This is a genomic window from Stenotrophomonas sp. A3_2 (genome assembly GCF_036624925.1).
Taxonomy (GTDB): Bacteria; Pseudomonadota; Gammaproteobacteria; order Xanthomonadales; family Xanthomonadaceae; genus Stenotrophomonas; species Stenotrophomonas hibiscicola.
Map to the genome: position 1 here is coordinate 44668 of NZ_JAZKVY010000277.1, position 20558 is coordinate 65225.

Sequence of the window (20558 nt, forward strand, 5' to 3'; positions counted from 1 at the left end):
ATGGCGGGTCTCCATCCGCGCTGTACGTGAGCCACGTGTCTGGGAGGGCGCATGAGTCCACAAATCGCAACGATCATCGGCCTGGTGATCATGTTCATCGTCGCCACGGCGATGCCGATCAACATGGGTGCCGTCGCCTTCGCGCTGGCCTTCATCATCGGTGGGCTGTGGGTTGACATGGGCGGCAAGGAGGTCCTGGCCGGATTCCCCGGCGATCTGTTCCTGACCCTGGTCGGCATCACCTACCTGTTCGCCATCGCGCAGAAGAACGGCACCATCGACCTGCTGGTGCACTGGGCTGTGAAAGCCGTGCGCGGCCATATCGTGGCCATTCCGTGGGTGATGTTCGTGATCACCGCGGTGCTCACCGCGTTCGGTGCGCTGGGCCCGGCGGCGGTCGCGATCATCGGCCCGGTCGCGCTGCGCTTTGCCAAGCAGTACAACATCAACCCGCTGATGATGGGCCTGCTGGTCATCCATGGCGCGCAGGCCGGCGGGTTCTCGCCCATCAGCGTGTACGGCAGCATCACCAACGGCGTGGTGCAGAAAGCCGGGCTGGACGTGACTGAAATGGCGGTGTTCCTGACCAGTCTCGGCTTCAACTTCATGATGGCCACGATCTGCTTCTTCGCCTTCGGCGGCATCGCCCTGCTGCGGCGTGGTTCGGTCACCGCGGCCGGAACGATCGGCAGTGCCGAACTGGCAATGGCCGGTGGCCCGCAGGCATCCTCACGCCAGTTCGCCATCGAAGGCCACGGCGCGCTGGTAGCCGCTGGCGGGGGCACCCTGTCCAATGATCCCGCCGCTCTGGATGCGGTGAACCTGACCCGCGAACGGCTGTTCACTCTGATCGGCCTGCTGGGCCTGGGTGTTGCTGCGCTGATCTACAACCTCAACGTCGGCCTGGTCTCGATCACCGTGGCGGTGGCGCTGGCGCTGCTGTCGCCGCAGAGCCAGAAGGGCGCGGTCGATGGCATCAGCTGGTCCACCGTGCTGCTGATCTGTGGCGTGGTGACCTACATCGGCGTGCTGGAACATGCCGGCGCGGTGGATTTCATCGGCAACGGCGTGTCCAACATCGGCATCCCGCTGCTCGGTGCGCTGCTGGTCTGCTACGTGGGTGGCATCGTCTCCGCGTTCGCCTCGTCGGCCGCAGTGCTGGGCGCGACCATTCCGCTGGCGGTGCCGTTCCTGATGCAGGGCCATCTCGGCGCGGCCGGCGTGATCTGCGCGCTGGCGGTGTCGTCCACCATCGTCGATGTCAGCCCGTTCTCGACCAATGGCGCGCTGGTCGTCGCCTCGGCCGCCAAGGAAGAACGGGAGACCCTGTTCCGCCGCTTCCTGGTCTACAGCGGTCTGGTGGTGGCGCTGGGGCCGCTGCTGGCGTGGTTGGTGTTCGTGGTGCCCGGCTGGATGTAACCACCCAGCGGCCGGCACTACCTGGCGGTACACTTCCACCATGGTCATCGCCCCTGCTCCACGGTCCCCGAAGAAGCGCGCGCCTCTGTACGAAGAGGTGGCCGAACACGTGCGCGAGCGCATCTATGACTACCGGTTGCCGCCGGGCGGGTGGATCGACGAGCCCGCGCTGTGCGAAGAACTGGGCATCAGCCGTACGCCCCTGCGCGAGGCGCTGAAGCTGCTGGCCGCCGAAGGCCTGGTGCAGATCGATGCCGGTCGTGGCAGCCGGGTCACCCGGCTGACCCTGGAAGACCTCAACCAGCTGTTCCCGGTGATGGCCATGCTGGAAGGCCGTTGCGCACACGAGGCGGTCAGGCACATCGACGATGCCGGCGTGCAACAACTGGAAGCCCTGCATGCAGCGATGGAAGCGGCGGCGGCCGAGGGCAACATCGCCGAGTACTACCGCAACAACTACCTGATCCACGAAACCGTGCAGCATTACGCCGGCAACCCGTGGCTGATCCGCATCACCCACGACCTGCACCGCATCCTGAAGATGCATCGCGGCCGCCAGCTGCTGACCCCGGGGCGCACCGCGCAATCGCTGGCCGAACACCGCGAGTTGATGGAGTGCTTCCGCCGCCGCGATGCGCAGGCTGCCGAACGCACCATGGAGCGCCATCTGCTCAGCCAGGGCCAGGCCCTGGCCGCCTATGTGGCAGCGGGCGGGCTGTTGAACGTGCCGGCGCCATTGCCGACCGAAGGCGGCGGTTGAGCGGATGAGGTTGCCGGCCGGCGGCCGGCACTACCCAGCCGAGGTCACGCCCTGGTAGTGCCGGCCGCTGGCCCGCATCCCGGAACATCTCGTCAATCGCCGCCACCGCAGCTGCCGCCGTCACCGCTGCCACCGTCGCTTCCGCAGTCGGAGCTGCTGTAGCTGTGATGGCTGTGGTTGTCACTGGCATAGCCAACGGAGGTGTCATGGCTTCCGCCGCCATCCCCCCGGCTGCCGGAGCCATCGGCCGTGGCCACTGCCAGGCACAGGATGGCGCCGACCAGCGGCAGCAGCCATACCAGCAACAGCTGCACCGTCCGGCCGCCCGCCGACACCTCTTCGCGCCCCAGCACCACGAAGGTGGCGACGAGGTTCAAGCCCAATACCAGGGCGACCAAGACCAGGGTTACCACCAGCATGGCGCAGCTCCTTGAGCAGGGGGGGGCATACCTACCGCGACTGATCCATTGGTTGCAGCGCGGCTTTTCCATCGGATTTCCGCTCGAATAAATACTCTGCGAGGCTATCGATAAATGTTGACCAAGCATTTTAGTCAGACCTGCAGGAATTCTACAAACCATCTTGCGCGAGCCGGACATCCTCCGGTTCGCTTAGCAATTCAAGATGTCTGATATAGCAGCTGGCCGCTCCTGACCTACTCCTTCTACACCGTTCTATCTCCAGCTACTTCGGCCCATCACGCAGACTTCTGACAATCCTATTCCAGTAGCGCACAGCCTCAAAATGCTGCTCTCTCGTCAACCAGGCTTTGTTCTCAGGGCTGACCGGATCACCACCAACGATAACGGGTCTAAGCTCGAACAGCTCCATGCCTTTAGGGCGTGCGTGCTTATCCAGGCCAATCATTCTCGCTCTGCCAATTGCGCAAATAAATCCGGAAGGTCGGCCGCTACCACGATGGCGTATTGACGATCCATGCCTATAAAAGGAATCATTACTACCGGCATAGCGACATCCCACATGTCGAATCCATACGCTTCTCCTCCCCCGCTGGAGCCGAACAAAAATACACCGGGCGCATCCGTCTCGACTTCATATTCACGATTGAAATCAACCAGCTCTTCTGCCCTCCAAAAAATTATGTAGTTATCGCCAATGAATCCTTCGCCGCCGTCGTGAATCTTAAGGAATTCAAGGTAGCTCTTAGGGAGTGCCGTTCTCAAGTCTTCTGGCAGGCTATCAATGGCCGAAAGTTGAGCTGGACCATTGAGCTGTCCTTCTGTTAGTTGATATTTCATCGCTATTTTCCTGAAACTCTCTGCAATTGTTTCCACCAAGGAGTCACCTCCTGCCAATGAGCCAGGTGCGCTCTTCAAATACGGAACTGCTGCCGTTCTCTGCATAGTAGGTGTCGGCAATGCAAAGTGGCACTGGCTCGTCATCGATGAAGATGGTTCGGAGTCTGGCAGGACAGCTCTCAAACGGTTCGAGTCGACACCCTACCTTGAAGGCGATGATATGCCCCCACCGACGCCGCGGTTCGCCCTGCCTGTCATGAAGATGGGACAATGTAGGGCGCGCCGGCCTGCCTTCGGGCCGCCGGCGCCCCCCGCACCACACGGAAGAAGAAGAACAACAACATGCTGAAAGTCATTTTCGATACCGACCCGGGCGTCGACGACGCCCTGGCCCTGCTGTACCTGCACAAGCACGCCCAGATCGACCTGATCGGTGTCACCACCACCTTCGGCAATGCCTCGGTGGAGTCGACCACGCACAACGCGCTGTACCTGAAGCAGGCCTGGGGCTTCGCCGCCCCGGTCGCGCGCGGTGCCGATGGCCCGCTGCAGCCGGAAGCCACCCCCGAAGCCTGGCCGGTCCACATCCATGGCCACAACGGCCTGGGCAACCACCCGGTGCCGGCCAGCCTGGACGTGGCCGCCGATGCCCGCCCGGCCCATCAGCTGATCATCGATCTGGTCCGCGCCCATCCGGGCGAAGTGACCCTGGTCGCAGTCGGCCGCATGACCAACCTGGCCCTGGCCCTGCAGCAGGCCCCGGACATCGCCGGCCTGGTACGCGGCGTGGTGATCATGGGCGGCGCCTTCCACGTCAACGGCAACATCACCCCGGCCGCCGAGGCCAATATCTGGGGCGATGCCGAAGCCGCCGACGTGGTGTTCACCGCCAGCTGGCCAGTCACCGCGATCGGCCTGGACGTGACCACCCGCGTGGAAATGGACCGTGACGGCCTGGATAAGCTGGCCACCATCGGCGGTGCCGACGCCGAGCTGGTCCGTGCGCTGTCGCAGGATTATGTGGACTTCTACCTGCAGGCCGGCCACAAGGGCATGGTCGTGCATGACTGCTGCGCGTGCATCGCGCTGACCCGCCCGGAACTGTTCCAGTTCGAGCGCGCCAGCGTGCGCGTGGCCACCGACGGCGTCGCCCGCGGCATGACCATTCCCAAGCCGGAAGGCCTGGCATTCGGCCCCAGCGTGTGGGACGGCCACGTGGTGCAGTCGATCGCCATCGGTGTGGATGCGGCCGCGGTACTGGCCGACATCGAGCAGACCCTGAAGGTCTGACCGGCTAGCGCCTGGCCCTGCCCGGGACCGTCTCGGGCAGGGTCCACAGCACCGGCAGCACCAGCACCGCCACCAGCGCGATCATCGCGCCCGGCGCCGCCGCCCAGCCGCTGCGCTCCACCCACCATTGCGCCAGCCATGGCGTTGCCCCGCCGAAGAAGGCAGTGGCCATTGTTACTCCCAGTGCCAGCCCGCTGACCCGGCCTTCGCCTGGGAACTGCTCAGCCGTGGCCGGGGCCGCCACCGCGCTTACACCGCCGGCCACGCAGGCCAGCAGCACCGCCGCCAGCACGATGCCCAGCGCCGTCGCCTGTGCCATCCACGCAAACAGGGACAGCGGCAGCAGCGCTGCCAGCACGGTCAGGCCCAACAACACCGGACGTCGTCCGACGCGGTCCGACAATGCGCCACACAGGGGCGTGATCGCGATCACTGCCACCGCCGCGATCGTCGATAGCCACAGTGCGTCACCCTCATCGTGGCCCTGCGCGTGCAGGAATGCAGGCACATAGGTGATGCCCACGTAGTAAGTGATCGATCCCAGCGCCGAAATCGCGAACGTGCGCGCCACCGCCAACGGATGATGCTGCAGGACATGCCGCAGTGGTGTGGCGGGAATGCTGCCTTCGCGGCGCTGGCGCTCGAACTCCGGCGACTCGTGCATGCCCGAACGCGCAATCAGGATCACCAGCGCAAGCGCAGCGCCGACGAGGAACGGAATCCGCCAGCCCCAGCTGTCCAGCTGCGGTGTGGGCAGCAGCGCGACGGTAAGTGCAGAGATCGCTACCGCCAGCAGGGCGCCCACTTCGCTGGCGGCCGAGGCCAGCGAGGTCACCAGGCCACGTCGTCGCGCCGGTGCGCTTTCCAGCAGGTACGCCACCACCCCGGTGTACTCACCGCCCACCGAAAACGCCATCACGCAGCGCAGGATCAGCAGCAGCACGCCGGCCGTCGTACCGGCCGTGGCCTCTGTCGGCAGCAGTGCAGTGGCCAGCATCGCCGCTGCCATCAACGCCATCGAAGCCAGCAGCATCCAGCGCCGGCCCAGGCGGTCGCCCAGGTGGCCGAAGCACAGCGCGCCCAGCGGACGCATCAGGTAGGACACCGCGAAGCCAGCCAAGGTCACCAGCAACGCCTGCTCGCCACCGCCGAAGAACACCCGCGACAGCACCGTGGCGAAGTACAGGTACAGGGTGAAGTCGTACCACTCCACCACCGTGGACAGGCCCGCCACCCACATCGAGCGCTGCCGCGCCGCAGTCATTGCGTGTTCGCCTTCAACAGCCTCGGTCCCGGTTGGGCAGGTTCCGCGCAGCGTGGCATGGACGGGGTGAAATGCCGGTCATCGGCTGTCGACTGCGTGCATGCACTGGGTTTCATGACCGGTGAAGCGCTCACCGCCAGGGCCGAAGCAGAAGCATCCTTGCTGGAACACAAGGCCGGGCAACTCAGCCCGGCAGCTGCAGTTCCGCCCGCAGCCCTCCACCCTCGCGGTTGTGCAACCTCAGCGAACCACCCAGCGACTGCGCCAGCTGCCCCGCGATGGCCAGTCCCAGACCGGTCCCTCCGGTATCGCGGTTGCGCGAGCTCTCCAGCCGGTGGAACGGTGCCAGCACTGCCTGCAGCTGGTCCTCGGGAATGCCGGGGCCACGGTCGGAAATGCTGATCCACACCCTTCCGGCCGTATCGCGGCCCGCCTCGATCTCGGCGGCGCCGGCGTAGCGCAATGCGTTGTCGACCAGATTGCCGACCACGCGGCGCAGCGGCTGCGGCCAGGTCTGCACGACCAGTCCAGCGGGCGCACCGCCAGTGACCGGCTTGCCCATGTCCTCGTAGTCGCCGACCACACTGGCGAGGAACGCGCCCAGGTCCATCGACACCGGCGCGCCAGCGGCAACGTGGCTGCTGCGCGCATAGGCCACGCCCTCACGCACCAGCTGCCCAAGGTGATCGAGGTCGGCCAGCAGGCGCTGCTGGGTGCTGTCTTCAGGCAGGGTCTCCACCCGAAGCTTCATGCGCGTGATGGGGGTCTGCAGGTCATGCGAGATCGCGGCCAGGATCTGCAGGCGTTCACTGACATGGCCACGAATGCGTGTCTGCAGGGCATTGAGTGCGGCTGCTGCGCCGCCTACTTCCGCAGGGCCATCTTCAGGCAGTGCAGGCCCGTCCTTGCCCGGCTGCAGATGCTCCACCGCATGCGACAACTGCTGCAGCGGGCGCATGGCCAGACGCACTGCGAGCCACGCGCACACCAGCAGCAGCGCCAGCTGCAGCAGCAGCACGGCGGGCAGCCAACGTGCCAGCGGCAGGCCCGACGGGGTGACTTCAATGGTCAAGGGTGTGCCGTCGTGCAGGCGCAGTTCCACCTCGAACCGCTCCGGCAGGCGAGCCACCTGGCGCGCCTGCAACGGATAGCGGTGCTGCAGGCTGTCGTCGATGATCGCCGTGACCTGGCGTGCACGATCGGTCTGCAGCCCTGGTCCGGCCGCGGCCGGGCGCAGCAGATAGCGGTAGGTGCGCCGCTCCAGCCGCGGCACCCAGGCCTCACGCTGCTCCGCAGGCAAATGTTCCAGCAGCGCGACGCTCACTGCCACATCCTCGTCGAGGTTGCGCAGCATCATGCTGCGGGTGGACTGGTAGCGTTCGAAGAACAGCAGGCCGAAGGACAGTGCGTGGGCCAGGGACAGTCCGCCCAGCAGCACCAGCAGCAGACGCGCCGACAGCGTGCGTGGCCAGCGTGGACGACGTGCGGCGGTGTTCATTCGTCCGGCCCCAGCAATTGCACCGGCAGGCTGAACACATACCCTTCGCTGCGCACGGTCTTGATGTAGGTCGGCTCGCGCGCGTCATCACCCAGGCGCTGGCGCACGCGGCTGACCAGCAGGTCGATCGAGCGATCAAACAGTTCGGCATCACGGCCCTGGGTGAGGCTGAGCAGCTGGTCGCGGCTGAGCACCCGATTGGCGTGATCGAGGAACACGCGCAACAGGCGGAACTCGGCGCCGCTGAGCGGATACGCGGTGCCCTGTGCATCCAGCAGGTGGCGGGCGGTGGTATCCAGGCGCCACTCGCCGAAGGCCAACTGGCGGCCGGCTTCGCTCACCTGCAGGTTCGGCGGCAGCATCTGCGTGCGACGGATCACCGCATTGATGCGTGCCAGTAGCTCGCGCGAAGAAAAGGGCTTGGTCACGTAGTCGTCGGCGCCCATTTCAAGGCCGATGATGCGGTCGGTCTCGTCGTCGCGCGCGGTCAGCAGCACCACCGGTACCGCCCGATGCTTGCCGGCGCGCAGGTTGCGGCACAGGCTCAGTCCGTCCTCGCCCGGCATCATCACGTCCAGCACCACCAGATCCACGGCATGGGTATCCATCAGCGCCCGCATGGCCCGGCCACCGTCGGCCTGGCTCACGCGCAGGCCGTTGCGCTGGAGGTAGTCGGCCAGCATCTGGCGGATCTCGCTGTCATCGTCGACGACCAGGATGTGCGGTACATGGTTCATTGCGTTCTCGATGAAGACGGAGGTCAGGGCCGCGCTGCGCGGCCATGGTAGCGCGGCTCAGGGGCTGGCCAGCAGGCGCTGGATCTCGCTTTCGGTACGTGCGTAGTCGCCCTCGCCGTAATGGCGGTAGACCACCCGCCCCTGCCGGTCGAGCAGGTACAGTGCGGGCCAGAAGCGGTTGCGCCAGGCGTTCCAGATCCGGTATTGGTTGTCCTGCACCACCGGCCAGGTGATGTCCAACCGTGCGATGGCCTTGCGCACGTTGCCGGGCAGCCCTTCATGGGCAAACTCCGGCGTATGCACGCCGATCACCCTCAGACCCTGCGGCGCGTAGCGTGCATGCCACCGGTGAACATACGGCGCCACGTTGAGGCAGTTGCTGCAGGTGTAGGTCCAGAACTCGACCAGCACCACCTGCCCCCGCAACTGCTTCAGTGTGAGCGGTGGGCTGTTGTGCCAGGGCCCGCCACCGTCGAACCCGGCGGCGGGAACGGCCTGTGCCGGCTGCGCGTCGGCCTCCGGGCTGCGCCAGGCCATCAGTAGCGCAGCCCCACCCAGCAGGCTCAGCAGCAACGGCAGCGCACACACACGCAGGGCGGCCATCGTTCAGCCCCCCTGCTCGGCCAGCGGCAATTCGGCCGGCTTCACTCCCGCCGCTTCCAGGATGCTGTCGGCCACCTGCGCCGGATGCGAAAGCAGCGACACATGGCTGCTGCCGATCGATTGCAGCTGTGCACCGATGCGCTTGGCGGTGGCGGCCTGCAGCTGCGGCGACAGCATGCGGTCATCGCGGCTGAGCACGTACCAGCTCGGCTTGCTGCGCCACGCCGCAACGTTCACTACTTCGCCCAGCGCGCTGGCCTTCAACGGGACCTGCGTGCTGTACAGCAGTGCGGCCGACTTCTTCATCACGTCCGGCGCGAAGTCCTGGGCGACGGCATCAGCCGGCAACGTCAGGTAGCCATCCCTTTCCTGCAGTCGGGCCAGGCCCGGGCCAACCGGGAAACCCTCGCCCTGTTGCGCCGAAGACTGTCCTGCATCCGGTGCGAACGCGGCCACGTACACCAGCGCCTGCACCTTCGGGTCATTGCCCGCTTCGGTGATGACCGTGCCACCCCAGCTGTGGCCGACCAGCACCACCTTGCCAGGCGCAGCGGCAATCGCACGACGGGTGGCGGCGACGTCGTCGGCCAACGAGGTGAGCGGATTCTGCACGGCCACCGCCGGCAGCTTCCAGTCATGCAGGGTGCTGATGACCTTGCTCCAGCTGGAGCCATCAGCGAACGCGCCGTGCACCAGGATGACGGTGGGCGGTGCAACGGTATCGGCCTGGGCAACGAAGGCAGGGGCGGCGGCGAGGGCGAGAGCGGCGGCCAGCAAGCAGGTACGGATCATGGGGGGCACTCCGGAGTTGGGAGTGGCCATTTCCGCCTGCCGGTGTATCGGCGCTGTTTCTCCGCAGCGCGGAGTTGTACCGGACTGTAGGGCGCAGGCGGGTTTCTACAGTGGGATACATTCGCGCGCCGGTCCTGGCCGGGCGCTTTCGGGTGGATATCGCTGCCCGCACGCGGGCGCGCAACGCCCCGATGCGCATCAGCGCATCGTCTTTGTATCTGACTGTACGAAACCCCGGCCGCGGCCACAGTCGCTGACAAAACCCCGGGCAACGGCACACGTTGCCGATACCTGCGCCGCCTGGAATGGCTTCCATCGACCACTGGCCCGCAGGACACCACCATGATCAGCACCGCTTCTTCCGTGTATACGCCCCGCCTGGACGCCGTCGGCCGCTGGCTCTCGCCGTTGGCGCTGCGCACCCTGCTGGCCTGGGAGTTCTTTGAATCCGGCCGCGAGAAGCTGGGCGGCCAGAACTGGTTCGCCGACTTGGAAGGCCGCTTCCCGTTCCCGTTCTCCACACTGCCCGCGTCGCTGAACTGGCAGCTGGCCACGTGGCTGGAACTGGTGGGTGCAGTGATGCTGCTGCTCGGCCTGGCCACGCGCTCGGTTGCCTACGTGTTCTGGGTACTCACCATCGTTGCCATCGCCGCCGTGCACTGGCCCGACCAATGGAACGGCCTGGGTGAACTCTGGCAGGGCTATGCGATCACCGACCAGGGCTACGGCAACTTCAAGCTGCCGTTGCTGTTCCTGGCCATGCTGCTGCCACTGATCCTCAACGGCGGTGGCGCACTCAGCGTGGACCGGCTGCTGGCCGGCCCCGGCCGTGCCACGGCAGGCAATGACGGCCTGGGTTGGGGCGTCAGCCTGATCGCCCTGCTGCTGCCGGTTGCCGCGCTGTTGCCCGGCATCGGCTTCGGCGGTGCCCTGCTCGGCGGTGTGCTGCTGCTGGGCCATCTGCTGCGCTGTCGCCGCGCCGCCTGAGCCGACTCCCCTGTTCCCGCGCGTTTCGCTTTCCGTCGCCTCTTCGGCGGCGTCCATCCCGCACGCCCCGCGTGCTTTCCCAAGGAGTCACCACCATGTCCATCTCGACCAAGAACACATCTTCCTCTCGCCTGCCGCGCATCGGTGCCATCGGCATCGCCCTGGCCGGTGGCCTGCTGCTGGCCGGCCAGGCCGCGGCGATCCAGCCGCTGGCGATCAGCGCGGTGGCCATGAGCGCCGCCGAAGGCAAGTGCGGTGAAGGCAAGTGCGGGGCCAACAAGGCCACCACCGGCAAGCCCGCCGGCAAGGCCAAGGTGGCCGAGGGCCAGTGTGGCGAAGGCAAGTGCGGCGACGCCTCGTTTGCCCGCACTGATCGCGACCACGACGGCAAGGTCTCGCGTGCCGAATTCAACGCTGTGGCCGCCAAGCGTGCCGCCGAGTTCGACCGCATCGACACCGACCACGACGGTTACATCAGCGAGCAGGAAGCGCACGACTACCTGCGCAGCGTCTACACCGCCAACGGCAAGCCGATGCCGAAGGGCCTGTTCTCCCGCGTTGCCGATTGATCGACGTTCAGCCGGCGCCGCCTTCAAGGCGGCGCTCTCTGTGGAGCATCCGCCATGTCCCTGCCCCTGCCCACCCATGCCGCCGGTCTTGGCCTGCGCCGTGGCCTGATCGACGAACTGCTGGCCATGCCGGCCGGTGCCATCGACTTTCTCGAAGTCTCCCCCGACAACTGGATCGGCGTCGGCGGTGCACACGGCGACGCGCTGCGCCAACTCAGCGAGCGCCACCCCTTGACCTGCCACGGCCTGTCGCTGTCGCTGGGCGGTCCTGATCCGCTGGACCGCACCCTGCTGGCACAGACCCGTGCCTTCCTCGACCTGCACCAGGTGCAGCTGTACAGCGAACACCTGAGCTACTGCGCCGCCGGTGGCCATGTCTACGACCTGCTGCCACTGCCGTTCACCGCCGAGGCCGTTCACCATGTCGCCGGCCGTATCGCCCAGGTGCAGGACATGCTGGGCCGACGCATCGCCGTGGAGAACATTTCCTACTACGCCGTTGCCGGCGCGGACATGAGCGAGATCGACTTCATCAACGCCGTGCTCGCCGAAGCCGACTGCGACCTCCTGCTGGACGTCAACAACGTCTTCGTCAATGCCTGCAACAACGGTTACGACGCCTTCGAATTCCTGGCTCGCGTGCCGTCCCACCGTGTCGCCTCGCTGCACGTAGCGGGCCACTTCGATGAAGACGACGGCTTCAAGATCGATACCCATGGGGCGCCGGTGAAAGGCGTGGTCTGGGCGCTCCTGCGCGAGGCCTATGCGCGGTTGGGCGTGCGCCCCACGCTGCTCGAACGCGACTTCAACTTTCCGCCGCTGGCGGAGTTGCTGGCCGAGGTTGCGCACATCCGCCAGGCGCAGGTTGAGGCACGTTGGCAGGAGGTGGCCCATGGCTGAGTCGCTGGCCATCGTGCAACGGCGCTGGGCCGATCATGTACGGGACCCGTCGATGCCTGCGCCCGATGGCGTCGAGGCACGGCGGATGGCGGTCTACCGCCGCCTGTGCATCGACAGCCTGGACACCCTTTTGGCAGGCAGCCTGCCGCGACTGCTGGAACAGCTGGGCGAAGCGCGCTGGCGCGGTCTGGTCGAGCACTACTACGCACATCACGTCTGCCATACCCCGTTGTTCCCGCAGATCGCCAGCGAGTTCGCTGCGTGGCTGGCTGTGCAGTATGCGTTCGCGCTGCCCGGCTGGGCGGCGGAACTGGCGCACTACGAAAGCATGCAGCAGACGCTGCACATCGAGGCACGTGATGCCGGGCATTCATTGCAGTCCATGCCGGCGGGCAGCGATGTGCTGGCGCTGTCGCCGCTGGTGCGGGTATTGGGCTACCGGTGGCCGGTGCATGAGGACGCCGCGCTGGACGATGCCGCCGCCAGCGAGCCGACGCTTCTGCTGCTGCGCCGCCTGGCGGACTACCAGCTGCAGGTCGAGGAACTGGCACCACTGGCGTATGCGCTGCTGTCGGCCTTCGCTGATGACGGTACCCACGTGGATGACGCGCTGAACGCACTGGCCGATGCGCATGGCGTGGCCGCCGACGAACTGCGCGTGGTGGCCACGCCCTTGCTGGGCGAACTATGCGCGGCCGGCGTGCTGGTCACGCTGGCCGGGTTCTGCGACTGCCGGCCTGCGGCCGGCACTACCCCTGTCTGATTCGAGATTTGATCATGGCTGCTTCCAACACTTCCTTCCTGCACGGCTGGCGCCTTTTCGTGACCATGGCTGTGGTCCTGATCGCCGTCGCACTGGCGGCGTTCACCCTGCAGCCCGACGTGGTCGAGGGCAGCCGCGCGGCGATCCGGGTCACTGCACGCACGTCGTTCCTGCTGTTCCTGGCCGCGTTCACCGCATCGTCGTTCGCCAGCCTGCTGCAGGCCCGTTCACCCAGCACATGTTGCGCGAGCGGCGCGTCATCGGCCTGTCATTCGCGTTCTCGCACCTGCTGCATGCGGTGGCGATCACCGCCTTCGGCATCCTCAACCCCGCGTTCTGGCCGGCACGCTCGGCCTTGGCCAACCTGCCGGGCACGATCGGCTATGTAGCCATCCTCGCCCTGGCCATCACCTCGCATCGTGGCATCGCCCGCCGCATGGGCCCCACCGTGTGGCGTCGCCTGCACGTGACCGGCATGTGGATCATCGCCGCAGTGTTCACCTATTCGTACTTCAAGCGCGTGCCCGGCAACTTCTGGTACGCGGTACCCTCCGCGTTGCTCTTCACCGCTGTCGTCGTGCGTGCGATCGCCAAGCGGGCTCAGTCGCTGCGGCGCAATGCGCATGCGCGGCCACCGCTGCGGAGTTCTTGAGGAGGCGGTTACCTGTAGAGCCGAGCCCAGGCTCGGCTACCCCTGGCTCAGCCGAGCATGGGCTCGGCTCTACAGAGGGATCCCAGCACGATAGGCAGCGAATTCTCTGCGGAAAGGGATATGCCCCACTTCAGGTCACGGGGCGCGGCGCAGCGTGATCAGGGTGATTTCCGAGGACACCCCGATGCGCGCGGGGAATCCGGCCCACAGGCCAGCGCCATTGCTCACGTACAGGGTCATCCCATCCACGTCGTAGCGGCCGGAGACGAAGCCACCATTGGCCCGCTTCACCAATTGGTCCATGCCGATGATCTGCCCGCCGTGGGTATGCCCGGACAGCTGCAGTTTGACGCCGCGCGCTGCTGCCGCGCGTGCATTACGCGGGCGGTGATCGAGCAGGATCACCGGTGCGGACGGATTGGCACCCTCAAGTGCAGCCTGGAGATCCGGCAGCGGCAGGCCATAACGCGCCGCCACCGGGTCGGTGACACCAGCGATGGTCAGCGCCGCATCACCGCGTCGCACCTGCAGGTGGCTGTTCTCCAGCACCTGCATGTGCAGCGCGCGGAACGCCTGCATCCATGCCTGGTACTGCGCGTAGTACTCGTGGTTGCCGGTGATGGCAATGACGCCGTCCGGCGCCTGCAGATCGGCCAACGGACGCGCGTCGTCGCGACGGGCCTCGACGCTGCCATCGATCAGATCGCCGGTGATCACGATCAGGTCCGGCTTCAGCGCGTTGCTCTCGGCCACCACTCTACGCACCCAGTCGCCGGTCAGCAGACGGCTGGCATGGATGTCGGTCAGCTGCAGCACGCGATAGCCGTCGAACGCCGCTGGCAGCCCGGCAATGCTCACCTCGATCTGCCGGGCATGGGGCACCGCCATGCCCTGGCTGACACCATAACCACTGACCAGCAGCGCCAGCACGCCGGCCGCCGGCCGCAAGCGCCGCGTGCGCAATGCGGCTACCGCACGTGGCCAGCGCAGCAGGCGGGACGCGAGCAGGCCCGCATCCATCGCCAGCATCAGCAACGCCAACAGCAACACCGCCGTGGAGCCGGTAGCCAGCGTGGCGATGGCCAGTTTCGGAATCTCGGGCGAGGCCATCGTGCCCCAGAACGTGGCGACGATACGCAGCTGCACGGCTACGCCCACCAGCAGCAGCGACAGCACGACCTTCTGCCAGGGGGGCATGCGCAGTGGCCAGAACAGGCGCCAGGCCACATATAGGCCCATCAACAAACCGATCGTACTCAGCACTGCAACCATCCGGGAGGGAAAGTGGGGGCCGCCATGGTGACGGCTGCGGGCGGCGTTGTGTAGCGCCGAGCCCATGCTCGGCTTCTCAACATGCAGCCGAGCATGGGCTCGGCTCTACATCAACAGGTGGGTCAGGCCATTCCGTCGAGGCGCTGCACCCGCAGGCGGGCGATGCGGCGCTTCTCCATCGCCAGCACGGTGATGCGCACACCCGCCACCTCCACCACATCGCCGATGTCCGGCAGCCGACCCAACTGCTCCAGCACCAGCCCGGAGATGGTCATGTAGTCGGCACTGCGCGGCAGCGATACGCCGGCCAGCCGCTGCAGGTCGTCCAGAGTCAGCGCACCGTCGGCCTCCCATTGGTCCTCGCCCTGCGCGACCACGCCATAGCGCTCGTCCTGGGTATCGACCAGGTCACCGGCAATGGCCGCCAGCAGGTCGTTGGCGGTCACCAGACCTTCCACGCTGCCGTACTCGTCCACCGCCACCGCCAGCGGCACCGGGTGCTGGCGGATCAGTTCCAGCGCCTGCAGCGCGCTGGCACTGGACAGCACGTACTGCGGCTCGCGCAGGTTGCCCTCCAACTGCAGCGGCCTGCCCTGCAGCAGGTCGGCCAGCAGGTCGCGGCTCTGCACCACGCCACGCAGGCTGTCCAGGTCACCCTCACCCACCAGCAGGCGGGTGTGCGGCGACGCCACCAAGCGTGCCACCACATCCTCCTGCCCACGCGCCAAGTCGATCCACTGCACGTCGGCACGCACCGTCATCACGCTCGACACCGGGCGATCGGCCAGGCCCAGCACGCTGCGGATCATCTCGTGTTCGGCCGGCTGCAAGCGCTCTGCAGTGTCCACCTGCCCGTCCCCCCCTTCATCGTCGTGACCATTGGCCGGGCGCGCGCCCAGCATGCGCAGCACGGCATCGGCGGTGCGCTGGCGGAACGGCAGGCGGCGCTCGTTGCGCTCGCGGTTGAAACGCACCCACTGGTTGAACGCCTCGACCAGGATCGAGAAGGCGATCGCCGCGTACAGGTAGCCCTTGGGGATCTTGTAGCCCAGTCCTTCGGCCACCAGGCTGAAGCCGATCATCAGCAGGAAGCCCAGGCACAGCACCACCACGGTGGGATGCTTGTTGACGAAGCGGGTCAGCGGCTTGCTGGCCAGCAGCATCAGCGCCATGGCGATCGTCACGGCCGCATACATCACGCCGAGGTTGTCGACCATGCCGACCGCGGTGATCACCGAGTCCAGCGAGAACACCGCGTCGAGCACCACGATCTGCGCCACCACCATTGCGAAGCTGGCGTAGACCTTCTTGCCGTCCTCGTGGTGTTCGCGGCCTTCCAGCCGTTCGTGCAGTTCCATGGTGCCCTTGAACAGCAGGAACAGACCACCGCCAAGCAGGATCAGGTCACGCCCGGAAAAGCTGTGGTCGAACAGCGTCAGCAGCGGCGCGGTCAGTTTCATGATCCAGGCCAGTGCGGCCAACAGCACCAGCCGCATCAGCAAGGCCAGCGCCAGGCCGATCACCCGCGCGCGGTCACGCTGGTGCGGCGGCAGCTTGTCGGCAAGGATCGCGATGAACACCAGGTTGTCGATGCCGAGAACGATCTCCAGCACGACCAGGGTTGCAAGGCCCATCCAGATCGAGGGGTCAGCCAACCATTCCATTTCAGGTCCGTTTCGTCAGTAGGCAAGGGAAAAGAGCGACCGCTCAGTCAGCGTCCTGTGCCTGCGCCGGGTCGTGCCCGAGCAGGTCACCGGGCGTGCACTGCAGCTCGCGGCAGATCGCATCAAGGGTGGAAAAGCGGATGGCGCGCGCCTTGCCGGTCTTCAGGATCGACAGGTTGGCCAGGGTGATGTCGATACGCCCGGCCAGCTCGGACAGGGTCATGCCCCTTTCCTGCAGCATGCGGTCCAGGGTAATGACGATTGCCATCAGATGACACCGTCGAGGTCATCGCGCATCGCGGCGCCCACGGCGAACACGCGCGCCAGCACGAACAGCATTAGCACGGCCACCAAGCCAGTGATCGACATGCCACCGCCGACCTCCATCCAGGTGAAATCCGGGCCCATCCAGGCCGCGTAGGCGCCGATCAGGATCGACAGCAGCTCCATCGCCAGCATCAGCCAGGCCATGCGCTGCAGGCGCTGTGCGTTGGCGTGGGTGAACGGCCGCTCGCGCGCCGCCGACTTCAGCAGCCGCAGCAGGTGGCGCAGGAACATCAGGCACAGCACCAGCAGCGCGACGATCGCGCCCAGGCCCAGGCAGAAATGCAGGAACAGGTCATTGCCATGCGCGGCGACAGCCGCAGCGTCATGCACGCTGTCGAGCAGCCAGCGGCGGTCGTGGGCGACCAGCGGCACGGCCAGCAGCGCGGCCAGGATGCCCAGCCAGCACATCGCCCTGACGGCCTGTACGGCCGCCAGGGCCAGGGTGAACAAGCCTCGCGCGGGTCTGGCGCGGGCGGGACGAGCGGTCAAGCGGCCTCCGGCATTGGGGTGGCCTCGCCGCCCCGGGGTGGATTTATCGATAAACGATATATCACATGCCGCGTGAAAGGCTGAATCGCGAGCGTCGCCCCTGTCAGGGCCCAGGTGCGCCCTGTGCCTGCATCGCTTCGCCAGGGGCGGCCGAGGCCATGGCCTGCACCCCGGCTTCGGCCGCCTGCCGCGTGACCAGGCGGAAGCGCACCTGCAGCTTGCCCTGCCCCGGCGTAGCCCAGCCGTACTGGATGGCCACCTGATCGGCCGACAGTGGCCCACGCCCTGGCAGCGACCGTACCTGCAACGGCTTCGGTGCGGCCTGCACCAACCGGGCAAACCCCTTCTGCACCACCGCCGCGTCGGCCTTCTCGGCGTAGACCGTACACGTTCCATCGTCAGCCCAGCTCACCGCATAGCGGCCACTGGCCAGCGGCACCATCCACGCCACGCCCGATTGCCCCTGCAACAGCGTGGCGGCTTCGGCCGGCTGCAGCGGCGACAGCCCATTGGATTCCATCAGCGACTGCAACCGCGCCGGGGCCCCGATGTGCTGCATGCAGGCGGTATCGAACAGCTCGCTGAAGGGATCCTGCGCCGGGGCCTTGGCCTTGGGCGCACGCGCGGGTTGCGCCACCACCAGTGTGGGCAGCAGGGCCAAAGCCAGCCAGAAGAACGCAGGACGCATCGGGATTCCACGCTACGGAAAACAGCGGGGAGGATGGCAAAGGCCTGGCGCGCCGCGCAATGGCCGCGATGGCCGCCAGCCTCCCGCTGCCGGGTCAGACGGCCATTTCGCCCTGGTCCTCGCCATCCCAATAGTGGATGCGGCTGGCGCGCACATGAATCAGCACCAGCCCCGGTGTATCCACGCCCTGCTCGAACCAGCGCTCAAGATCCTTCACCCAGTGCTCGCGCATCACAGCGCGATCGCGCACCAGCGCCGCCCTTCCCTGCACGTGCACGAACAACGGCGGCTTGCCCAGCAGCGACTTGCTGCCGGAAAAACCCAGCGCAACGGCGGGGTCAGCCTCAATCTCGTGCACCATGTCGGTGTCTTCCGTGGTGAAGAACCAGCTGTCACCGTCGTAGTCCACGTCACCGTTGTTGCTCATCGGACGACCGGCAATTTCTCCGCCGGCGCGGGTCTGCAGCATGGTGAAATCGATATCGGCCATCTTCCTGGCCAGTTCGGGCAGGGTGAGCTGGGTCATGGTGTCGTCCTTCATCAAGTGGAATCCCAGCGTCTGCGCAGAGCGGTGACCGAAGCGTGGAAGGTCCATGGCGACTTCTTCACAGAAAACGAGATAGGGCGCGTGGCGCGTGCGTGACGCGCTGCTCACCACACCACCTGCGCTTGCAGCAGCTGCACGCCCCATCGCGCGTGGGGCGATCCTGCAGACGCTGCGACGGGTGCATGCACGCATTGGCTGACGCGTGCCATCAGCGCGTGATGCGCCCGTCCCCCGCCACCCGTACCCGGTCACGCCCCTGTGCCTTGGCCTGGTACATGGCCGCATCGGCGGCACGCAGCAGGCTGCGCCAGCCCAGCGAATCGGTGCCGCCCTTGGCCACCCCGAAACTGGCGGTCACGCGCAGCACGATGCCCCCGGCCAGCGCGATGTCCATCTGCTGAAGCGCCAATCGCAATGATTCAGCCAGCTGGCGCCCGCCGGCCAGATCACCGTCGGCCAGCAGCACCAGGAACTCCTCGCCACCATAGCGGGCGATGTTGTCGCTGCGCCGCAGGTGGTGCCGCAGCAACTGCGCCACCTGCACCAGCACTTCGTCGCCGGCTTCATGGCCATGGCCATCGTTGATGGCCTTGAAGCGATCCACGTCCAGCAGGATCACCACGGCGCTTGCCTCGCCCCCCGCATGTCTCCGCTGCACCACCTCATCCAGCGCGCGCCGATTCAACAGCCCGGTCAGTTGGTCGGTACCGGCCAGCTGGCGCAGCTCGCTGGTCAACGTCGAACGCTCGCGCGATTTCTCGCGCAGCACTTCGATGGCATCGAACAGGCGCTGCATCTCGGCCAGCGGGTGGGTGACATTCTCCTCCGGACCGGGGGTATCCGAGGCAAGCTGGATCACCTGCTGCTGCGCCTGCAGCAGTGGCTGCAGGATCTGCAGGTGGGCAATGCGCAGGGCCATGCCCAGCACCACCAGCGTGCCCAGCGCGGTAGCCACCAGCACGGCCAGGCGCATGGCCTCACGGTTGCGACTGCGTTCGAAGCGGGCGATGGACACGCTCAGGTAGCCATCGCGCAGCGCCTCCAGCGACTGCAGGGTCGGCACGTAGCGATTGGTGAACGCGGCGGCGGTCCACGACGGCGGCACGCCACGGCGGCCATCCTCGATCAGCTGCTCGATCATCGGCAGTGACTCACCGAAGAGCTGCCGCCGCGCCATGTCCCAGTGCCAGGACAATTCCGGGTCGCTGCGGAACACCGACTCGTGGCTGCTCGCCAACCGCCACAGCTCCAGCAGGCGGCCCTCGGTCTGCAGCGCAGCGCGCATCTGTTCCTCGCGCCACGCCCCCGGTACCGCCACCGGCGCCATCACGTTCGAGGCCAGGCGGCCACCATGCTCGCGAAGATCGAACAACAGCTGGCCCTGCATTGCCGGAATCGCCGCCTCACGGTCGGCACTGACCAGCGCGTTGATCTGCGCCGAGGTCAGCAGATGCAGGCGATCAACCACCGCGAACATGCCGCTGATCGCACGCTCCACCTCCTCCACACGGCGTGCGTCATGCGGTTGCGCCGCGACATGATCGACCGCAGCCCGCGCCGACTTCAGGCGACGCTGCGCGCTGGCCAGCAGCCGATGCTCGTCGTACACGCCCGGGTCATCCTTGAACACGGTCTCCAGCTGCAGCAGGGCAGTGTCGACCCGCTGGCGTGCGACGGCCAGCTGCGCAGCCAGCCGTGCCTGTTCGGCGGCATCGGCCGGGTCAGCCCCCAGCAGGCTGTTGGCCGGGCCTCGCTCGGCCGAAGCCAGGTTGGCAAGATCGAAGGTCTGCCGCAGCTGCCGCAGGCTGGCCAGGTTGCCTTCGGCGTCGGTGTAGCGCAGTGTTCCCTGGACCAGGGCGATGGCCATCAACGGCAATGTGCACACGACAAACAGCCCAGCCAGGATCCAGACCCAGGTCCGCAACCTGATGGGCGATACCTTGCCGGCCATGCAGAATTCCCCTGAAGTGCGGCTCACTGTAGCGACCGGCTCCGGCGGCGCCAAGCCAGTGCCGCCCGATCCGCGAGGGGCGATATAGCGCAGCGCGCGCGAACGCGCCGACAATGCCGGCGCCCCG

At 66.7% G+C, this 20558-nt stretch carries 23 protein-coding genes; 9 read left to right on the forward strand and 14 right to left on the reverse strand.

Translation table 11 applies throughout. The features are described from left to right. The first annotated feature begins 51 nt into the window (after positions 1-51). Both R5H29_RS13520 and R5H29_RS13525 read left to right on the forward strand, forming a co-directional pair. On the forward strand, positions 52-1419 hold the full coding sequence (locus R5H29_RS13520) for an SLC13 family permease (RefSeq protein WP_111101831.1): 1368 nt from the start codon (positions 52-54) through the stop codon (positions 1417-1419). Between the two features lie 40 nt (positions 1420-1459). Beyond that, entirely contained in the window at positions 1460-2179 is a 720-nt protein-coding gene (locus R5H29_RS13525; protein WP_171952338.1) for a GntR family transcriptional regulator, read from the forward strand. A 92-nt stretch (positions 2180-2271) separates the two neighbouring features. On the opposite strand, the gene R5H29_RS13530 is transcribed toward R5H29_RS13525, so the two are convergent. Next, positions 2272-2598 carry a hypothetical protein gene (locus tag R5H29_RS13530; protein ID WP_134970911.1) on the reverse strand — a complete coding sequence of 109 codons (327 nt, stop codon included), beginning with the start codon at positions 2596-2598 and terminating at the stop codon, positions 2272-2274. A 444-nt stretch (positions 2599-3042) separates the two neighbouring features. Next, positions 3043-3474 carry an SMI1/KNR4 family protein gene (locus R5H29_RS13535; RefSeq protein ID WP_245152099.1) on the reverse strand — a complete coding sequence of 144 codons (432 nt, stop codon included), beginning with the start codon at positions 3472-3474 and terminating at the stop codon, positions 3043-3045. Between the two features lie 306 nt (positions 3475-3780). Here R5H29_RS13535 and R5H29_RS13540 point away from each other — a divergent pair, with 306 nt between their 5' ends. Then, positions 3781-4728: a nucleoside hydrolase gene (locus tag R5H29_RS13540; RefSeq protein ID WP_005415667.1), complete on the forward strand. Its 948-nt coding sequence runs from the start codon at positions 3781-3783 to the stop codon at positions 4726-4728. Between the two features lie 4 nt (positions 4729-4732). Here the strand turns inward: R5H29_RS13540 and R5H29_RS13545 are convergent, their stop codons facing one another. The 5 genes from R5H29_RS13545 to R5H29_RS13565 all read right to left on the reverse strand — a co-directional run bounded on the left by R5H29_RS13545 (position 4733) and on the right by R5H29_RS13565 (position 9622). Further along, positions 4733-5992, reverse strand: coding sequence for an MFS transporter (locus tag R5H29_RS13545; RefSeq protein ID WP_332329286.1), 1260 nt, complete (start codon positions 5990-5992; stop codon positions 4733-4735). 184 nt (positions 5993-6176) lie between these two features. Further along, positions 6177-7490: a HAMP domain-containing sensor histidine kinase gene (locus R5H29_RS13550; protein ID WP_332329287.1), complete on the reverse strand. Its 1314-nt coding sequence runs from the start codon at positions 7488-7490 to the stop codon at positions 6177-6179. Then, the gene (locus R5H29_RS13555) at positions 7487-8227 is read right to left on the reverse strand and encodes a response regulator (RefSeq protein WP_019659345.1); all 741 of its coding nucleotides are present in this window, start codon (positions 8225-8227) and stop codon (positions 7487-7489) included. Before R5H29_RS13555 ends, R5H29_RS13550 begins: the two co-directional genes overlap by 4 nt. Positions 8228-8284: 57 nt before the next feature. Further along, positions 8285-8830, reverse strand: coding sequence for a redoxin family protein (locus R5H29_RS13560; RefSeq protein ID WP_019659346.1), 546 nt, complete (start codon positions 8828-8830; stop codon positions 8285-8287). A 3-nt stretch (positions 8831-8833) separates the two neighbouring features. Next, a complete protein-coding gene (locus R5H29_RS13565; protein ID WP_332329288.1) occupies positions 8834-9622 on the reverse strand; it encodes an alpha/beta hydrolase in 789 nt (262 codons plus the stop codon). Between the two features lie 342 nt (positions 9623-9964). Between R5H29_RS13565 and R5H29_RS13570 the strand changes: the two genes are divergently transcribed. From R5H29_RS13570 to R5H29_RS13590, 5 genes are all read left to right on the forward strand, one after another. Next, entirely contained in the window at positions 9965-10609 is a 645-nt protein-coding gene (locus R5H29_RS13570) for a DoxX family protein (protein WP_019659348.1), read from the forward strand. Positions 10610-10704: 95 nt separating this feature from the next. Continuing rightward, a complete protein-coding gene (locus R5H29_RS13575) occupies positions 10705-11178 on the forward strand; it encodes an EF-hand domain-containing protein (RefSeq protein WP_019659349.1) in 474 nt (157 codons plus the stop codon). Positions 11179-11232: 54 nt separating this feature from the next. After that, on the forward strand, positions 11233-12078 hold the full coding sequence (locus R5H29_RS13580; RefSeq protein ID WP_019659350.1) for a DUF692 domain-containing protein: 846 nt from the start codon (positions 11233-11235) through the stop codon (positions 12076-12078). Continuing rightward, entirely contained in the window at positions 12071-12841 is a 771-nt protein-coding gene (locus R5H29_RS13585; protein ID WP_171952340.1) for a putative DNA-binding domain-containing protein, read from the forward strand. The genes R5H29_RS13580 and R5H29_RS13585 overlap by 8 nt, the downstream gene beginning before the upstream one ends. Before the next feature lie 238 nt (positions 12842-13079). Then, entirely contained in the window at positions 13080-13493 is a 414-nt protein-coding gene (locus tag R5H29_RS13590) for a ferric reductase-like transmembrane domain-containing protein (protein ID WP_332329289.1), read from the forward strand. 135 nt (positions 13494-13628) lie between these two features. On the opposite strand, the gene R5H29_RS13595 is transcribed toward R5H29_RS13590, so the two are convergent. The 7 genes from R5H29_RS13595 to R5H29_RS13625 form a co-directional block, all read right to left on the reverse strand. Further along, entirely contained in the window at positions 13629-14765 is a 1137-nt protein-coding gene (locus tag R5H29_RS13595; RefSeq protein WP_332329290.1) for a metallophosphoesterase, read from the reverse strand. A gap of 122 nt (positions 14766-14887) precedes the next feature. After that, complete coding sequence (locus R5H29_RS13600) at positions 14888-16429, reverse strand: TerC family protein (RefSeq protein WP_019659354.1); 1542 nt, start codon at positions 16427-16429, stop codon at positions 14888-14890. Positions 16430-16472: 43 nt separating this feature from the next. After that, positions 16473-16697 carry a helix-turn-helix transcriptional regulator gene (locus R5H29_RS13605; protein WP_005408494.1) on the reverse strand — a complete coding sequence of 75 codons (225 nt, stop codon included), beginning with the start codon at positions 16695-16697 and terminating at the stop codon, positions 16473-16475. Beyond that, the gene (locus R5H29_RS13610; protein ID WP_026346953.1) at positions 16697-17164 is read right to left on the reverse strand and encodes a DUF2975 domain-containing protein; all 468 of its coding nucleotides are present in this window, start codon (positions 17162-17164) and stop codon (positions 16697-16699) included. The genes R5H29_RS13605 and R5H29_RS13610 overlap by 1 nt, the downstream gene beginning before the upstream one ends. A 184-nt stretch (positions 17165-17348) precedes the next feature. Then, the gene (locus R5H29_RS13615; RefSeq protein ID WP_058980816.1) at positions 17349-17933 is read right to left on the reverse strand and encodes an NMCC_0638 family (lipo)protein; all 585 of its coding nucleotides are present in this window, start codon (positions 17931-17933) and stop codon (positions 17349-17351) included. Between the two features lie 94 nt (positions 17934-18027). Continuing rightward, positions 18028-18459 carry a pyridoxamine 5'-phosphate oxidase family protein gene (locus R5H29_RS13620; protein WP_026346954.1) on the reverse strand — a complete coding sequence of 144 codons (432 nt, stop codon included), beginning with the start codon at positions 18457-18459 and terminating at the stop codon, positions 18028-18030. A gap of 229 nt (positions 18460-18688) precedes the next feature. Continuing rightward, complete coding sequence (locus R5H29_RS13625) at positions 18689-20347, reverse strand: diguanylate cyclase (protein WP_229301598.1); 1659 nt, start codon at positions 20345-20347, stop codon at positions 18689-18691. Between R5H29_RS13625 and R5H29_RS13630 the strand changes: the two genes are divergently transcribed. Continuing rightward, positions 20340-20519, forward strand: coding sequence for a hypothetical protein (locus tag R5H29_RS13630; RefSeq protein WP_227844117.1), 180 nt, complete (start codon positions 20340-20342; stop codon positions 20517-20519). The two genes, R5H29_RS13625 and R5H29_RS13630, sit on opposite strands and share 8 nt — an antisense overlap. Positions 20520-20558 lie beyond the last annotated feature (39 nt).

What these genes read in the sequence shown, in the direction of transcription:
- R5H29_RS13520 (WP_111101831.1), top strand. Translation starts at nt 52, where the DNA reads ATGAGTCCACAAATCGCAACGATCATCGGCCTGGTGATCATGTTCATC.
- R5H29_RS13525 (WP_171952338.1), top strand. Translation starts at nt 1,460, where the DNA reads ATGGTCATCGCCCCTGCTCCACGGTCCCCGAAGAAGCGCGCGCCTCTG.
- R5H29_RS13530 (WP_134970911.1), bottom strand. Translation starts at nt 2,598, where the DNA reads ATGCTGGTGGTAACCCTGGTCTTGGTCGCCCTGGTATTGGGCTTGAAC.
- R5H29_RS13540 (WP_005415667.1), top strand. Translation starts at nt 3,781, where the DNA reads ATGCTGAAAGTCATTTTCGATACCGACCCGGGCGTCGACGACGCCCTG.
- R5H29_RS13545 (WP_332329286.1), bottom strand. Translation starts at nt 5,992, where the DNA reads ATGACTGCGGCGCGGCAGCGCTCGATGTGGGTGGCGGGCCTGTCCACG.
- R5H29_RS13550 (WP_332329287.1), bottom strand. Translation starts at nt 7,490, where the DNA reads ATGAACACCGCCGCACGTCGTCCACGCTGGCCACGCACGCTGTCGGCG.
- R5H29_RS13555 (WP_019659345.1), bottom strand. Translation starts at nt 8,227, where the DNA reads ATGAACCATGTACCGCACATCCTGGTCGTCGACGATGACAGCGAGATC.
- R5H29_RS13560 (WP_019659346.1), bottom strand. Translation starts at nt 8,830, where the DNA reads ATGGCCGCCCTGCGTGTGTGTGCGCTGCCGTTGCTGCTGAGCCTGCTG.
- R5H29_RS13565 (WP_332329288.1), bottom strand. Translation starts at nt 9,622, where the DNA reads ATGATCCGTACCTGCTTGCTGGCCGCCGCTCTCGCCCTCGCCGCCGCC.
- R5H29_RS13570 (WP_019659348.1), top strand. Translation starts at nt 9,965, where the DNA reads ATGATCAGCACCGCTTCTTCCGTGTATACGCCCCGCCTGGACGCCGTC.
- R5H29_RS13575 (WP_019659349.1), top strand. Translation starts at nt 10,705, where the DNA reads ATGTCCATCTCGACCAAGAACACATCTTCCTCTCGCCTGCCGCGCATC.
- R5H29_RS13580 (WP_019659350.1), top strand. Translation starts at nt 11,233, where the DNA reads ATGTCCCTGCCCCTGCCCACCCATGCCGCCGGTCTTGGCCTGCGCCGT.
- R5H29_RS13585 (WP_171952340.1), top strand. Translation starts at nt 12,071, where the DNA reads ATGGCTGAGTCGCTGGCCATCGTGCAACGGCGCTGGGCCGATCATGTA.
- R5H29_RS13590 (WP_332329289.1), top strand. Translation starts at nt 13,080, where the DNA reads ATGTTGCGCGAGCGGCGCGTCATCGGCCTGTCATTCGCGTTCTCGCAC.
- R5H29_RS13595 (WP_332329290.1), bottom strand. Translation starts at nt 14,765, where the DNA reads ATGGTTGCAGTGCTGAGTACGATCGGTTTGTTGATGGGCCTATATGTG.
- R5H29_RS13600 (WP_019659354.1), bottom strand. Translation starts at nt 16,429, where the DNA reads ATGGAATGGTTGGCTGACCCCTCGATCTGGATGGGCCTTGCAACCCTG.
- R5H29_RS13605 (WP_005408494.1), bottom strand. Translation starts at nt 16,697, where the DNA reads ATGGCAATCGTCATTACCCTGGACCGCATGCTGCAGGAAAGGGGCATG.
- R5H29_RS13610 (WP_026346953.1), bottom strand. Translation starts at nt 17,164, where the DNA reads ATGTGCTGGCTGGGCATCCTGGCCGCGCTGCTGGCCGTGCCGCTGGTC.
- R5H29_RS13615 (WP_058980816.1), bottom strand. Translation starts at nt 17,933, where the DNA reads ATGCGTCCTGCGTTCTTCTGGCTGGCTTTGGCCCTGCTGCCCACACTG.
- R5H29_RS13620 (WP_026346954.1), bottom strand. Translation starts at nt 18,459, where the DNA reads ATGACCCAGCTCACCCTGCCCGAACTGGCCAGGAAGATGGCCGATATC.
- R5H29_RS13630 (WP_227844117.1), top strand. Translation starts at nt 20,340, where the DNA reads ATGGCCATCAACGGCAATGTGCACACGACAAACAGCCCAGCCAGGATC.
- R5H29_RS13625 (WP_229301598.1), bottom strand. Translation starts at nt 20,347, where the DNA reads ATGGCCATCGCCCTGGTCCAGGGAACACTGCGCTACACCGACGCCGAA.